The 14,533-nt window shown below is 58.9% G+C and carries 16 protein-coding genes; 6 read left to right on the plus strand and 10 right to left on the minus strand.

The genetic code is table 11. The features are described 5' to 3' along the window. Positions 1-86 precede the first annotated feature (86 nt). From ASN_RS10130 to queA, 4 genes are all read right to left on the minus strand, one after another. Entirely contained in the window at positions 87-356 is a 270-nt protein-coding gene (locus tag ASN_RS10130; RefSeq protein WP_050942291.1) for a ribbon-helix-helix domain-containing protein, read from the minus strand. Further along, positions 353-1,477 (minus strand): tRNA epoxyqueuosine(34) reductase QueG, encoded by a 1,125-nt coding sequence (gene queG, locus ASN_RS10135; protein WP_058988101.1) that lies wholly within the window; start codon positions 1,475-1,477, stop codon positions 353-355. Before queG ends, ASN_RS10130 begins: the two co-directional genes overlap by 4 nt. 191 nt (positions 1,478-1,668) lie before the next feature. Beyond that, positions 1,669-2,829, minus strand: coding sequence for a tRNA guanosine(34) transglycosylase Tgt (gene tgt, locus ASN_RS10140; RefSeq protein ID WP_058988102.1), 1,161 nt, complete (start codon positions 2,827-2,829; stop codon positions 1,669-1,671). Beyond that, positions 2,826-3,941, minus strand: coding sequence for a tRNA preQ1(34) S-adenosylmethionine ribosyltransferase-isomerase QueA (gene queA, locus ASN_RS10145; RefSeq protein WP_058988103.1), 1,116 nt, complete (start codon positions 3,939-3,941; stop codon positions 2,826-2,828). Before queA ends, tgt begins: the two co-directional genes overlap by 4 nt. A 223-nt stretch (positions 3,942-4,164) precedes the next feature. Here queA and ASN_RS10150 point away from each other — a divergent pair, with 223 nt between their 5' ends. Beyond that, complete coding sequence (locus tag ASN_RS10150) at positions 4,165-4,383, plus strand: hypothetical protein (protein WP_006557113.1); 219 nt, start codon at positions 4,165-4,167, stop codon at positions 4,381-4,383. A gap of 17 nt (positions 4,384-4,400) precedes the next feature. Continuing rightward, complete coding sequence (locus ASN_RS10155) at positions 4,401-4,895, plus strand: kinase inhibitor (RefSeq protein WP_058988104.1); 495 nt, start codon at positions 4,401-4,403, stop codon at positions 4,893-4,895. Positions 4,896-4,986: 91 nt separating this feature from the next. On the opposite strand, the gene ASN_RS10160 is transcribed toward ASN_RS10155, so the two are convergent. From ASN_RS10160 to ASN_RS10185, 6 genes are all read right to left on the minus strand, one after another. Further along, complete coding sequence (locus tag ASN_RS10160) at positions 4,987-7,152, minus strand: hypothetical protein (RefSeq protein WP_058988105.1); 2,166 nt, start codon at positions 7,150-7,152, stop codon at positions 4,987-4,989. Between the two features lie 92 nt (positions 7,153-7,244). Further along, positions 7,245-7,994, minus strand: a complete 750-nt coding sequence (locus ASN_RS10165; RefSeq protein ID WP_058988106.1) for a methylenetetrahydrofolate reductase — start codon at positions 7,992-7,994, stop codon at positions 7,245-7,247. After that, positions 7,991-8,899 (minus strand): bifunctional methylenetetrahydrofolate dehydrogenase/methenyltetrahydrofolate cyclohydrolase, encoded by a 909-nt coding sequence (locus tag ASN_RS10170; protein ID WP_006557117.1) that lies wholly within the window; start codon positions 8,897-8,899, stop codon positions 7,991-7,993. Before ASN_RS10170 ends, ASN_RS10165 begins: the two co-directional genes overlap by 4 nt. 164 nt (positions 8,900-9,063) lie before the next feature. Beyond that, positions 9,064-10,218: a GNAT family N-acetyltransferase gene (locus ASN_RS10175; protein ID WP_058988107.1), complete on the minus strand. Its 1,155-nt coding sequence runs from the start codon at positions 10,216-10,218 to the stop codon at positions 9,064-9,066. A 15-nt stretch (positions 10,219-10,233) separates the two neighbouring features. Further along, the gene (locus ASN_RS10180; protein ID WP_006557119.1) at positions 10,234-10,698 is read right to left on the minus strand and encodes a RidA family protein; all 465 of its coding nucleotides are present in this window, start codon (positions 10,696-10,698) and stop codon (positions 10,234-10,236) included. A 191-nt stretch (positions 10,699-10,889) separates the two neighbouring features. Next, positions 10,890-12,455, minus strand: coding sequence for a TSCPD domain-containing protein (locus tag ASN_RS10185; protein ID WP_058988108.1), 1,566 nt, complete (start codon positions 12,453-12,455; stop codon positions 10,890-10,892). A gap of 180 nt (positions 12,456-12,635) precedes the next feature. On the opposite strand from ASN_RS10185, the gene ASN_RS10190 reads away from it, so the two are divergent. From ASN_RS10190 to ASN_RS10205, 4 genes are read left to right on the plus strand one after another with little or no spacing between them, the layout of a single operon-like run. Beyond that, positions 12,636-13,004, plus strand: coding sequence for an NADH-ubiquinone oxidoreductase subunit NDUFA12 family protein (locus tag ASN_RS10190; protein ID WP_039903165.1), 369 nt, complete (start codon positions 12,636-12,638; stop codon positions 13,002-13,004). A 57-nt stretch (positions 13,005-13,061) separates the two neighbouring features. Further along, positions 13,062-13,610, plus strand: coding sequence for an outer membrane lipid asymmetry maintenance protein MlaD (mlaD, locus tag ASN_RS10195; RefSeq protein ID WP_006557122.1), 549 nt, complete (start codon positions 13,062-13,064; stop codon positions 13,608-13,610). 43 nt (positions 13,611-13,653) lie between these two features. Further along, a complete protein-coding gene (locus tag ASN_RS10200; protein ID WP_058989276.1) occupies positions 13,654-13,872 on the plus strand; it encodes a hypothetical protein in 219 nt (72 codons plus the stop codon). Continuing rightward, positions 13,869-14,483: a DUF2155 domain-containing protein gene (locus ASN_RS10205; RefSeq protein WP_231948176.1), complete on the plus strand. Its 615-nt coding sequence runs from the start codon at positions 13,869-13,871 to the stop codon at positions 14,481-14,483. The genes ASN_RS10200 and ASN_RS10205 overlap by 4 nt, the downstream gene beginning before the upstream one ends. The last annotated feature ends 50 nt before the right edge of the window (positions 14,484-14,533 follow it).

Here is a 14,533-nt window from a genome sequence, read left to right on the forward strand (position 1 = left end):
ACGCTGCGTAGCTGTTTTTGACTTCTTGCTATTTATTGTTGGGTCTGATTATTTTCTAGAATTATTTTTAAAATGGACTGACTAATTCAAATATTTTTCGTTGAATGAGGTTCTGCTTTATCATCTGTCGTCGCATTGACCTGTTTGCGCAGCCAGTTGAGGGCATGGACCCGTAAGGCAGAAGCAAGAGAGCGTGGTGGAAGGCGTTCTGCATCCACCCGTGCAACCAGAACGGGCAGAGGCTGCTGGCAGGCATCTGCCATTTCCTCAAGAACGTCCCAGAAGTCTGGTTCCAGCGCCACGCTTGTGTCATGTCCGGAAAGGATAAGGCTACGTTTGCGTAAATGCGAACTCATGATCCATTCTCTTTCAGGCGGAGGGTAGCCCATTGGGCAGCTTCGGCAACTACCGGGTCTGTATCTGTCAGCAACTTTTCGGCGTGAGGTAACAGGGAAGGTTCGCCGCTGTTGCTTATGGCAATCAGCACATTGCGCACAAAGCGATTGCGGCCAATGCGTTTTATGGGAGAACCGGAAAACATCTGGCGGAAAGAGGTATCATCCAATTGGCTGAGGGTTGCCAGTTCCGGGGCAATCAGGTCTGGGCGTGGCTGCAGTTTGATCTGGCGGGATGTCTGGGCAAAGCGGTTCCAGGGGCATACGGCCAGGCAATCATCACACCCATAGATATGTGTGCCTATGGCTGGGCGTAAGGCGTGCGGAATAGGGCCGGAATGTTCAATGGTCAGATAGGAAATGCAGCGCCTTGCATCCATTTTATAAGGTTCAGGAAAGGCCTGCGTGGGGCAGGCCGTCAGGCAGCGCGTGCAACTGCCGCAGCTTCCTCCGGAGGGAGGAGAGGCAGGCAATGCCAGCGTTGTATAAATCTCACCCAGAAAAAGCCAGCTTCCATGGGTGCGGGAAACAAGATTGGTGTGCTTGCCCTGCCACCCTAATCCTGCCTGTTCTGCCAAAGGTTTTTCAGAAACAGGTGCCGTATCGACAAAGACCTTGACCTGCGGCGTTTCAGGCAACGGATGTGCCTGTGCCTGTGCCTGTGCCTGTGCCTGTGCCTGTGCCTGTGCCTGTGCGGCGGCAAGCGTTTCGCGTCCTTCCTTGACCACAAATTGGGCCAGATGCTTCAGCATGCCTTTTACCAGATCATGGTAATCGCGGTGGCGGGCATAGACGGAAATATTGCCGCGATCTGGTTGGCGCAGGGTTGCCAGAGCATCGCCTTCCGGCGCGTAAGACAGACCGAGCGCAATCACGCTGTGGGCATCGGGCCATAAATCCTGCGGATGCGTGCGCTGGTCCGTACGTTCGGCCAGCCAGCCCATTTCTCCCTGATAGCCGTTGGCCAGAAAATCGGTCAGACGCGTGCGTACCTCTGGCCCCAGATGCGCAGGGCTGAAGCCAATGGCGTCAAACCCCAGAGCCAGTGCTTTATCCCGAATACGCGCGGCAAGCTTCTCCATGCGTGCAGCGGGGAGGGGAGGGGAAACGGAGTCTGAGTCAGGCAAGAGAGGCTCCCGCGAAAGCGAGATCTCTTACGGCTCGGGCCGGAAAAAGGGGATATGGTGAAACTGGCTTCTGACCCGCTTGATGGTGGGGGATAAAGCAGGGAATGATATACCCTGCTTCTTCCTCAGTACGAGCACAGGCGGGGTCAGGGAACAGGTGGGATGACCGGTTGTGGCATTTCATCTTCTGTCCAGTCTTCTGCGGCCCATTCAGCCCGAAGCTGTGTAGCCAGCGTTTCCAGTCGGCCTTCCAGAATGGCTTGGCGTATCTGGCGCATCAGCCGCTGATAATAGGCGATATTATGCCATGTCAGCAGCATGGGGCCCAGAATTTCATTCGCCCGGAACAGGTGGTGCAGATAGGCACGGCTGTGGCGTGAACAGGCCAGACAGTCACAGTGTGGAGAAATGGGCCGTGCATCGCCAGCGTGGCGGGCATTGCGTAAATTCAGGGTGCCACGTTCTGTATAAGCGCGGGCTGTACGGCCCGCACGGGTGGGCATGACGCAGTCAAACATGTCCACGCCGCGCATCACGCTGCCCAGCAGATCATCAGGCGTGCCAACGCCCATCAGGTAGCGGGGCGCATTTTGCGGCATAAGCGGAACGGTGGTGTCCAGTGTGGCGAACATCAATTCCTGCCCTTCGCCAACGGCAAGGCCGCCAATGGCGTAGCCTTCAAACCCGATGTCGGTCAGGGCTTTCACGCTTTCAGCCCGCAGGTCTGTTTCTGTGCCGCCCTGCACAATGCCAAACTGACCGTAGCCCTCGCGGTGCACAAAAGCCTCGCGGGAGCGTGCTGCCCAGCGCATGGACAGGCGCATGGATTTGGCAATGATTTCCGGCGGCGCAGGCAGGGCCGGGCATTCATCAAAACACATGGTGATGGTGGCATCCAGCGCGTGCTGGATGTCGGTCGAGCTTTCCGGGGTCAGGCGATGCGTTGAACCGTCAATATGGGATTTGAAGGTGACGCCATCCTGATCCAGTTTGCGCAACGCCCCCAGAGACATGACCTGAAAGCCGCCAGAATCCGTGAGAATCGGGCCGGACCAGTCCATGAATTTGTGCAGGCCACCCAGTTGCCGTACCCGTTCCGCGCCGGGGCGCAGCATCAGGTGGTAGGTGTTGCCCAGAACAATGCCCGCGCCGGTGGATCGCACCGCATCCATGGTCATGGCTTTTACGGTGCCCACAGTGCCCACGGGCATAAAGGTGGGGGTGGCAACGGGGCCGTGAGCAGTGTGCAGGGTACCAGCGCGGGCGTTGCCGTCCATGCTCTCGCAGGTCCAGTTGAAACGGGTCATGAAAGGGCTCCGGCCGCACCTGTGGGGTGGGCAGTGGTCTGATGAGAAATGCGGTGGGCATCAATGGGGTTGGCGCACCGCAGCAGGCAGGCATCTCCGTAGGAATAGAAACGGTAGCCAGAGTTTACAGCGTGGGCGTAGGCCGCGCGCATGCGCGCTGTTCCGGCAAAGGCGCTGACCAGCATGAACAAGGTGGAGCGTGGCAGATGAAAATTGGTCATCAGCATGTCCACTGCCCGGAATTTGTAGCCGTGCCGAATGAAAATGGAGGTTTCAGCGTCAAACGGATGCACCCGGCCTGTTTCATCTGCAGCGCTTTCCAGAAGGCGCAGGCTGGTGGTGCCGACAGCAATAATACGGCCACCTGCCTGCCGTACAGCGTTGATACGCTCTGCTGTTTCTTGCGTGATGATCCCGCGTTCAGCATGCATGTGGTGTTTGGAGATATCGTTCTCCCGCACGGGCAGGAAGGTGCCGGCACCCACATGCAAAGTAAGCGTGCAGCGTTCAGCTCCGGTCGCGTCTACTGCTTCCAGCAGGGACGGCGTAAAGTGGAGTCCCGCCGTGGGGGCGGCCACAGCCCCTTTATGCTCGGCAAAAATGGTGGCGTAGTCTTTGTCGTCCTGCGCCGTCGGGCCATGTGGACGGTGAATGTAGGGTGGAAGCGCCAATGCCCCTACATCTTTCAGGAACGCATCAAAGGCGCTGCCTTCTGCTGAGAACCTGAGCACGGCTCCGCCACCTTCTTCCCGCGCCAGAACCTCGGCAGTGTGGGGGCTGCCGGTAAATGTCAGGGTATCGCCCACCCGCAGGCGGCGCGCATTGCGGACCAGCACATGCCATGTGCCATCGGCCAGAATACGGTCCAGCGTAATGCCGATACGGGCTTCCCCACGCAGGGCGTGCAACTGGGCGCGGATAACAGCTGTATCGTTTGCGACCAGCAGATCACCCGCGCGCAGCAGGGAGGGGAGATCAGACACATGCCGGTCATGGAACGGGCCGTCTTGCGGCACATCCAGCAGGCGGGCGCTCTCCCGTGGTCTGGCAGGTTCCTGCGCGATCAGGGTTTCGGGCAGGTGGAAATCAAAATCTTCGGTACGGTCGCTCATGGCCCGATGGGTTTACGCAATAGGCAGCGCCTGCGCCAGAGGGCAGATGGATGGAAAACTGAACCTTGTGAGCACTGATGCGTCTGGCCCACAGGGAAGAGGGCAGAAGGCGGCAGGGTTTTGCAAAAGATGGCATGGGTGGTACGCCTCATCCTGTCTTGAAGTGCGAGCAGGCGAGGTTCAAAGTCCAATCCTGTTTGTATGAGAAAATTTGGAGAAAAGAATGTCTTACGCATTGCTTGATGCGGCCCGCGTTGCCAAAGCCGCCAAAACCTCTCTGGGTGTTTTGCAGGCCAGCAACGAATCTTCTGAAGCGCATCAGCGCAAGATCATCATGATTGAACGGATTGAAGCTCTGGCCCGTGCTGCGGCTGAATCTGACGCTGGCAAGGCCGTTACCCTGACCTCTGAAGAATTCTGGCTGATCAGCCGCAACTGGTAACAAAGGAAAAGCACACCATGGCGTTTGTTCTCTCAAGCCCGGCTTTTACTGAGGGCGCAACCCTGCCGCAGGCCCAGGTTTACAACGGCATGGGGCAATCCGGGCAGAATCTTTCCCCCGCGCTGGAGTGGAAAGGCGCGCCGGAGGGCACCAAAAGCTTCGTGATCACAGTGTATGATCCGGATGCTCCAACAGGGTCCGGCTGGTGGCATTGGGTGGTTGCCAATATTCCTGCAAGCGTGACCAGCCTGCCCGAGGGTGCAGGGTCAGGCAAAGGGGGGCTCCCCGCAGGGGCCTTGCAGGTAAGGACTGACTTCGGCGTGCCGGGATATGGTGGGGCAGCTCCTCCGCCCGGACCGGTGCATCATTATGTTTTTACGGTGCATGCGGTGGATGTGCCCACACTGGATGTTACCCCGGACTCCAGCCCGGCTCTGGTTGGTTTCATGGTGCATCATCATAGTCTTGGTGCGGCCAGCCTTACGGCTATTTACGGCGGAAAAGCCCCGTAAGGTCTGCATGAAGCGTCTGCGGAAGGATAAATCCGCCGTTTTCATCAGACAGGAAAAAAGGAGGCCAGAAAAGGGCCTCCTTTTTTAGTGCTTACGGCCTGCCGGAGAGTGAGGCTGAACGGAGCGGCGTATGATGTGCCAGATCCACCACCACATCCGTCATGGACACACTGCCTTCGTGTGTCAGGAGCGCGTCTTTGCCACCCACATGATGGGGCATGACCATCAGGGTTTCTCCTTCATCCATGAATTTGAGTCGCAGGTCATTCCACCGTGGCGCCACAAAGCGCCGGAAGGCAGCCGCTAGAGCACATTGGTCCACACACCAGTTGGTCGGGTTTTTGGGGTCATAGGCCGTGTTCAGATAATCGCTCAGGAAGTGTGCGATGGGCGGCAGGAGATCGGTTTCTCCAAAATAGGAAATACCTGCGCCAAAACCCCAGGGTTCGCCCATCACCTGTTGGCCCTCATGATTATAGGCGTACAGACGGAACCCATAATCCGCTGTGTCAGCCATCTGTTGCCACAGGGTAGTGAAGTTTTCAGGGAAGTACCCGTCACAATCGGCCGTAATTACCGGGCAGCGGAAGCGGGCCACAATTTCGGGCAGCATCAGATACCGGATGGCTGTATAGGTCGCGCCATCCCTGTGTGTCAGAGAGCCATGAGTAAAGCTGAGCTTCACGTGCGGATCATGGGCCGCCAGCCATTCTGAAACCCGCGTCAGGAAGGTCAATTGTTCCATGGTTGGCTGTTCCACCCCGATACAGAGGTGAATAGGCTGGGCAGGCGGAGTGCTTCGGCAGGCCCGAAGGAGAGACAGCACCAGCTTTGGGATAAAACGGAAATAGCCGGTATCACACCCGAAAACCAGACACAGGGCTGGTGGTGAAGCGGTAGCCTCTTCCTCCGGGCTGAAATGCCATTCCCACCCAGAGAGGCCAAGCCGGTCTGGTACAGCGCGGGAGGAGAGGGCGTCGCATTCAGCCTCACTCAGCCATGAAAAAACTCCACAATTATAATGGATGGGATGAATATGTGTCTGGATGGCCAGTGCTTTTGCTGCCGCGTAATGGGCATCGGCTTCCCTGCGCAGGCCAGCCAGCCAGCTGGCATGACCCATGTTCACTTCTTCCCAATAGCTGAGGCCGTTGAAATGGGCCTCAGCTTTCAGGATCTTCAGCCGACGCTGTATGCTCTGACCTGAACAGATTTCTTCAAAACGTGTGCTGTAGGCCTGTCGTACATCATGGCTGTTCTGCCGTGCCAGGGGCATGGGGATAAGCAACTGATCAAAGAACCCGTCAAACATGGGCAGCCCCATGCGGCCCAGACGGCGGGGTAAATCCAGCAGAGCGTCTTCCCCTGCGTTCACCCGATCAAGAAGAGGTTGAATCCGTTGCAGGTCCGTGTCGGGGAAGCGGGCATTAAGGGCTTCGCTCAGCAGATGTGCTGCGGTTTCATACTGTTTTGTACGCAGGGCCAGAATGGCAGCATAATAGATCAGATCGGGGTTGGTATCTTGCGCGCGTGCGCAGGAGAGGAACCCTGCCGCCAGATCCCAAAGGGCAAAAAAACCACACTGGCGCGCCAGATGGAGCAGATGCCCCGTATCGCCCGGTGCGACGCTCACCTTGAGGATCTGCTCGCGCAGTTCCTCTGTTGCGGCCCAGGGTGTGCTCTGGCTTGGCCGGATTTCTCCCATCTGCAGCCGTTCTGTCAGCGTTTCCAGTAGCGCTGAAAGTGTGCGGGAAGGGCATTGAGTCAAAGTGATCCGCTGGTCGCTTCCTTCAGTCCAAAGGGTGAGGGTATCCCCTTTTCGTTCCGTCTGTAGTGCTTCTGCTGGCCACTTCCAGTCTCCCAGATGAATATGGTGTTCGTGGCATACGGCGCGCCCTACCCAGCGGCCATTTTCGTGCCAGTCACGGGTGGTCAGGTCTTTCAGAACGGGAAGGAGCGCGGTGGGAAGGGCCAGAAAATGTTCCCAGGCGGCGCAGATAGGCATCGTGTCAAGTTTGTCAATTGCGCGGCTGGAAAGGTAATGGGTGTTGGCCTTCAGCGCCACAAACTGCCTGGTGCCAATGGAGTTCACAGGCACGACTTTTACAAAGGCCTCACATGGCTCGATCGTGCCATCATCATGCAACACCACAGGGGATGTCGCACGGAACAGGATATCCGTGAAAGAAGCGGAATGCATGTGCAGGCCTGTGTAACCCACCAGCGCGCCATGCCATGAGAGAAGAAAAAACGCCATTTCAAAACTTTATCCTGAAACGGCGTTCGTGAAAGAGGAATTTTATCAGGTCAGACTGTTTTTGTGTGCAGTCAGAAAGAACAGACCTGCCTTTATGCCAGAGCCTCTAGCAGTGGTGGCAGATACTGATCCAGTTTTACGCGAAGCGGCATCAGATAAGCCCGCCCTTTTTCCTGCGAGAGGTGCCGTAATACGGTCTGGGCAAACTGGATATTGGCCTCCAGCGTGGGTTCAAAATCCTTTGGGAACACCACATGGTTGGTGGTCTCCCAATAAGAGCGTGAGCGTGGGCCAATAACGGGAGACAAGCCCCAGAACACGGTTTCATCCCGCAGCCATTCGCGGCAGAGGTCAAACAGTTTCAGGTCAAACACGGGTTGGGTGAAGAACCCTTCCGCCCCGGCCTCTTTCTTGCGGGCAACGTCTTCCAGTTCCTGCCATGGCGCACGGCGGTAAGGGTCAAATGCCGCATAGATGCGCAGGTGAGGCGCTTCCTTTTTGTAGCGGCGGATAATGCTTTCCGTGCTGTTGGGGTAGGTGCGGTGGGACAGATCTGCTGGCGGATCTCCGTGCACGACCAATACTTCTTCAAGCCCCGGCTGATCTGCACCGGGCAGAGGGGCGTCTGGAGCGATATCAATCGCCCGGATGTGGGGGACAACCCGCGCAAAGTGGGGGTGGATCAAGGCAGCAGCATCCCAACTGCGCAGCGGAAAGCGCATCAGATCCGGCACGTTCAGCGTATCGGCTGCGGGAAACAGAGCCTTTACGCTGGCAACATCGTCCAGCAAGGCTTCCGTGCTGCGGGGGATCAGTTCAACGGAGAGGCGTGAAAGGCTCATTCCGGTTTTCCCGTTACCAGAAGGCGCGCTGCCGTGAGAGTATTTTTCAGCAGGCAGGCAATGGTCATGGGCCCGACGCCACCCGGTACTGGCGTGATACGGCCAGCCACTTTGACGGCTTCGTTAAACACAACATCGCCGACTAACCGGGTTTTGCCGTTCTCCAGCGTGACGCGGGTGATGCCCACGTCAATGACCGTGGCCCCCGGTTTGATCCAGTCACCCCGCACTAGTTCACGCACCCCGGTGGCCACCACCAGAATGTCGGCCTGCCGGGCCAATGCAGCGGTATCCCGTGTATGGATATGCGCGATAGAGACCGTGCAGCCTTCGGCCAACAACAGCAGGGCCAGCGGCTTGCCGACCAGATTGGATGCGCCAATCACCACGGCGTGCTGGCCGTGCATGTCTCCCAACTGGTCTTTCAGCAGGAGCAGGCAGCCCAGCGGGGTGCAGGGCACAAGACCGGGGAGCCCGATTGCCAGACGCCCTGCGTTGGTTTCTCCGAGTCCATCCACATCTTTTTCGGGGCGGATGGCATTGGTCACACGCCGCGCGTCCAGCCCTTTGGGCAGCGGAAGCTGAACCAGAATGCCATGAATTTCCGGATCGTTGTTCAGGCGTTCAATCAGCGCCAGAAGTTCGGTTTCAGAGGTTGTTTCCGGCAGCATGTGCATGAAGGAGCGCATGCCTGCATGATGAGTCTGGATCGCCTTGTTGCGCACATAGACTTCGCTGGCCGGATCATTCCCTACCAGAATGACAGCCAGCCCCGGCGTGACGCCGTACTGATCATGGAAAGTACGCACATCATCGCGGATCTGAGCGCGAAGGGAGGCGGCAAAGCCTTTGCCATCAATCAGGGAGGCCTGATGGTCGGAAGAAAGGGGAGAGGATGCGCTCATCGTTCCTGCTGCCAGTCTAATCGGGAAGGGGCGGTCTGAAGTGTTGGAGGCATACGCAAAAAAACATCTCGGGACAATGCCGCAGCCCGGTACAGCCGCAGTTTTCTGCGCGCATGTCAGGGCAGCAGGGATAAACCGGCAGCCGCCACATGTGGTGGGCTCCCTTATTCTGCGGCGTTATCCTGCCGATAGGGGGAAAGCTGGCCCAGTGCCTGGGCTTCTTCCGTCATTGCTAAGCGTTCGTGTTCCAGAAAGTTCGCCACACTGGCCCGAAAGGAGGGGTTTTCAATCCAGTGGGCGGAATGGGTGAGGCTGGGCACATAACCGCGCTGGATCTTGTGTTCCCCCTGTGCGCCAGCTTCTACACGTTTCAGCCCGTGCGCGATGGCAAAGTCTATGGCGCGGTAATAGCAGAGTTCAAAATGCAGGAACGGCCAGTTGCCTGTGCAGCCCCAGTTGCGTCCGTACAGAGTATCTTTGCCCAGCAAGTTCAGGGCGGCGGCAACGGTTTCCTGCCCGTTACGCGCTACCATCAGCACAACCCGTTCCCCCAGCCGTTCTGAAAGCAGAGGAAAGAAAGCAGGAGTGAGGTAGGCGCTTCCCCATTTGCGGTCCACCGTGTTCTGGTAAAATCTGTAGAACGCATCCCACTCGGGTTTGGTAATGTCGTTCCCGCGCAGGGTATGAAAGGTGAGGCCCGCCGCATTGGCGTCTCGCCGCTCGCGCCGCAGGACCTTGCGTTTGCGGGATGAGAGCGCCTCAAGAAAATCCTCAAAGCTCTGATAACCCCGGTTATGCCAGTGATATTGCAGCCCCAGCCGATGCAGCCAGCCACGTTTGGCCATCAGGGCGCTTTCCTGCTCCTGGCAGAAAGTGACATGGGCGGAAGAAAGGCCGGTATCGCCACAGATCTGGCGCAGGGCATCTGCCAGCACGGCAGCAGCTTCCGGGGGAGCATCAGGGTGCACAAGCAGGCGCGGGCCGGGTGCCGGGGTAAAAGGAACGGCAACTTGCAGTTTGGGATAATACTGGCCGCCTGCGGCTTCAAAAGCGCGGGCCCAGCCTTGGTCAAACACGTATTCGCCCCAGGAATGCCCTTTCAGGTAAGCGGGGCAGACGGCCGCCAAGGTGCCATTCGGGGCGTGCAGGCTAACATGCCGGGGCATCCAGCCTGTGCGGCGGGAGACAGAACCACTGTCTTCCAGCGCAGAGAGAAAGGCGTGGCTGACAAACGGGTTATCTGACCCCGCGCAGGCATTCCACGCCTCTGCCGTGAGGGAATGGATGCCGTCGTGGAGTGAAACAGACCAGTCCGGCATGGCGCATCCTCTCAATCAGTCGATTTCGAACAACCCTTCCACTTCAACCGGGGCATCCAGCGGCAGGGATGGCACACCCACGGTGGAGCGGGCATGGCGGCCAGCATCACCAAATACATCCACGGCCAGATCAGAGGCACCATTCATGACGGATGCATGAGCCGTAAAATCTGGCGTGCAGGCAATAAATCCGCCCAGACGCACCACGCGTTTCACACGGCTGAGGTCACCCACGGCGGCCTTAACCTGTGCGATCACGTTGATCATGCTGTAGCGGGCAGCTTCGACAGCGGTTTCAACAGATACCGCGCCACCCAGCTTGCCTGTGGCGAACAGCTTGCCGTCAACCATGGGTAACTGGCCGGATAGAACCAGCAGGTTGCCAGTCTGCACGGTCGCTACATAGTTGGCAACAGGAGCAGCGGGTGTGGGCAGGGTGATACCCAGTGCGGCCAGACGTGCTTCAGGGGTGGTGCTCATACAATCATCTCCGTTCAGGGTGCCGCGTGCGCCATCAAAGGCGCATGCAGCGGGAAAAGAGGCTGCCCCGGCAGGCTATAAAGCCGGCCCCGAAAGGGAGGGCCGGCGATAGAAAACCGCTCTGTCTGGCTCCAGCGTATCCCCCGCAACAGAGTGCAGGGCAGCGCCGGGGCTAGAGGACCAGAGTTCCGTTAGCTGACAACCAGCCGCAGGCTGCCTCGTTTGCGGGGGGCAGGGTCGCTCTCATCCGGCGGGAAATCAAGCGGCAACAACGGATCAGGCTCGCCCTGCATGTCCTGATGGGGGCCATCGGGCAGCTTTTTACCCAGATAGGCTTCAGACAAAGCGCGAAAGGCATAATCCAGCATGGAGGTGGCGTAGGTGGCCACGGGGTCTCCTTCCACCGTGCCGGAGGGGCCGAAGCAGGAATAGGCAAAGCTGTTCACATATTCTTCCAGCGGCGCACCATATTGCAGGCCAATGCTCACGGCTTCCCCAAAGCTTTCCATCAGCCCTTTCACCATGGCACTCTCCCGCGTGGGGGTGAGGGACAGTTCGCCCAGTGTTCCGTCCTCATACTCTCCCGTACGCAGGAACAGGCGGTGGCCGCCAATGGCTGTTTTCTGAGTAAAGCCGCCGTGGCGGTGGGGCAGCGCACGGCGCATTCCGCGTTCCAGCTTGCGGCGTAGCGGCTGGGCGGCCGGGTCTGGCCGTGCTGGCATGCGGTCAATAAAGCCGGTCAGCGCCCGATACATGGCCATGTGCGCGGTGGGTCCGGGCAAAGGCAGTACGGTTTCCCCGGCCAGCGCAGCCGCTAGAGCGGTTTCTGTGGTGAAGCCTCGGGCCTCCAACCGGTTGACGGTGCTTTGAGCCAGCCGTCCATCCGGGCGCAGCAGGGAGAAAACGGGGGCGAGGCCGCACGCTTCCACGCCCAGCACGCCATCGACTGGCCCGGAGGTGGAGAAGCCGGTTTCAATGGCTTCAAGCGGATTTTCAGTTTCTACCGCAGCTTCATTCCACACGGCCCGGAGCGTTTCGCTCAGGCCCGGCAAAACGGTCCGCACAGGCGGAAGGGGAAGGGACTCGGGGCCACAGCCGGAATGGGCTGTCAGCGTTGCCAGTGTGGCAATGGCGCATGCGGCGGCACGGCCATCTTCACTATCGTAATCCAGCCCTACTCCAGCCAGACACGCATCCAGATTGGTCAGCAGGATGTCCCCGGCACATCGCGGGGGAGTGCCTGCGCCATCCACATCAGAGCTCTTGACGGCAGGCTGAGCGTTTTCAGACTGGGGTGCGAACAGATCAGGCAGCGGCAGCTCGCCGTTGCGCTGGTTGCCCATGGTGTGGGAGGCATCACGCAGCACGCGGGAGAGCAGACGCAGGGCCGCCACAAAGGTTTCTGCGGCAAACCCTTCCCCCGGAGAGACAAACGCGGCCAGATTGAGCACAAAGCCCGGCGGTCGATCGAATTCACATGCCCAGACGGCTTCTGTCGGAGCCGCCTGACGCATGAGCAGAAGCCAGATGAGAGACCGCGCAGTGGCGTCATCCTGTGTCAGGGCGTCCACCCAGCGCGAGGCCGCGCGCGGGAGGTCTATTGCGTCCGTGCCGGGTATGAGCTGGGCCAGCGCAGAAGCTGCGTCGGTATCCCACTCAGCGGGCAGCGTTACGGAGCGGAAAGGAGCATCCGGGTCTGCTGCGGCCTGTAGTGTGCTCATGAGCACACCGTTCCAATGGCGTCTGGCTCTTGTCATGCCCGCAGTTTACGCCCTGTGCACAGGGCGATGGAACCCGGTCAGACCCCTCTGCAGATTATACAGACCCCGGTATAATGAGGATATGGGGGATAACTTTTTTCCAATCGAGCGCAGTTGATCGAACAGGAGGCCAAAAGGCATGGACCGCGCCTTGCCAGCGGTTTTATCATCCCGTTCATGGCAAATATCGGAACACGGCTGTACACGCGCCGCAAAGGGCGGCTGGTTGGCAAGGACGCCCAAGGGCGCTGCTATTACGAATCGACCGGCCCCGCACGCCGCGGCGGCGGGCTTGACCGGCCTGAACGGTGGGTGATCTACCTGAAAGGGGAAGATCCTTCCGCCGTGCCGCCGGAATGGTGGGGGTGGCTGCACCATACGCTGGATGCACCCATTCCTGATGAAGAGCGCAAGCCATGGCAGCTTCCGTACCAACCTAACATGACCGGCACGGCGCAGCGCTATAGCCCGCCGGGCAGTGCATACAGCACCGGGCAGAAACCTCCTGCCACAGGAGATTATGACGCCTGGACGCCGGATGCGTGATCTCGGACGCATTCCCTGCTAAGAGGAAAATCCAGAGCAGGGAGTGCAACAGGATTCATGGCTTCAGTGACATCAGCAACCGCACGGCGGAATTCGGTTGAACTCATAACGGGTGTGGTCGTGCTGATTGCCCTCGCCCTCATGCTTGTGGCCGCTGTGGTAGGGGAAGGCCGGAAAACCGATAGTACGGGTTATCCGCTTCATGCCAGCTTTTCCCACATAGACGGGTTGGGCGTGGGGTCGGATGTGCGGCTGGCAGGTGTTACCGTTGGGCAGGTGGTCCAGGAACGGGTTGATCCCACGACCTACAAGGCGGAAGTCACCTTTACCGTGCGGCCCGATATCAAATTGCCAACGGATAGTGCTGCCATCATCACCAGTGATAGTCTTCTGGGCGGTAAATACATTGCCCTCTCTCCTGGTGGGGATGATCAGACCCTGAAACCGAACGCCATGGTTAATCAGACCCAGGGTTCGATCAGTCTTGAACAACTGCTGAGCAAATTTATTTTCTCTGTAACGGACACACTGACCCGCGCCAACAAGGATGCGGCCAAGGATCAACCCGCTGCCCCAGCTGATGCGGGGAAGGGTGATCTGCCTTGAGGCAGAACGCCTGGTGTGCGCGGCTGTGGAGAAAAATAGCGAGATGAAAACCCCTGAAATCTGGCCGCAGGACGACGGGCAACCCGTATCCTGCGTGGAAAAATTAAAGGTGCTGGAAGAAAACTGGCAGGAAGTGCAGGACGTTCTGCGTGATGCGTTTGAGGATGCGGTTTTAATGGGGGTAAGTGAACAGGTGATGCGTGACCGGCTGGCTGATCTTGTAACGGCTCTCGTCTCCCCCCGTCAGGGGAGCGGCGCATGAAAAGCATACACATTTTGCGCAAGATCGCCCTTGCCTGTGTCATGGTCGGCAGCGCGGCCGTAGGCGCTGTTTCCGTCGCTCATGCCGTCGGCACGCCGCTTGCCCCTCCGGCCATTTATCCGCCCAACACATGGCAGGGGAAAGCGACCGCCGTTGTGCGCGTGCTGGATCGGCTGGATGCTCATGTGGAAGTGATCTCGGTTCCGGTTGGAACGACTGCACATTACAAGAGTTTAGAGATATCAGCGGGCCGTTGCCTGGAACGGCCGCAAACATTATCTCCGGATGCCGCAGGCTGGCTGGAGTTGCATGACACGCACCCGGATGGGGCAACGTTCAAAGGCTGGATGCTGGCGGCGGAACCTGCTTTGGGTGTGTTTGAAAGTGCTGTGTACGATGTGCGGATGGTGCGGTGTGAAGGGGATAATGTTGCCCCTGCTGCGCCGCCACTGCCCACACCAAGCGTGCCGGTGCTGACGCAACCTTCTGGTGCCACCCCTCCTTCTACCGGGAGTGATGGCGGGGCAGGCGGGCAGGCTCCCTCTACGGGGGCGGCGCCCGCTGGCCAGAACCAGACACCAGCCACACCTGAATATGGCGGCGAATATTAAGGTTAAGGACGCATTTTCTCCATAGTGTGTCCACAGAATGCATGACCAGC

Origin of the sequence: Acetobacter senegalensis, assembly GCF_001499615.1 — a bacterium.
GTDB classification, from domain to species: domain Bacteria; phylum Pseudomonadota; class Alphaproteobacteria; order Acetobacterales; family Acetobacteraceae; genus Acetobacter; species Acetobacter senegalensis.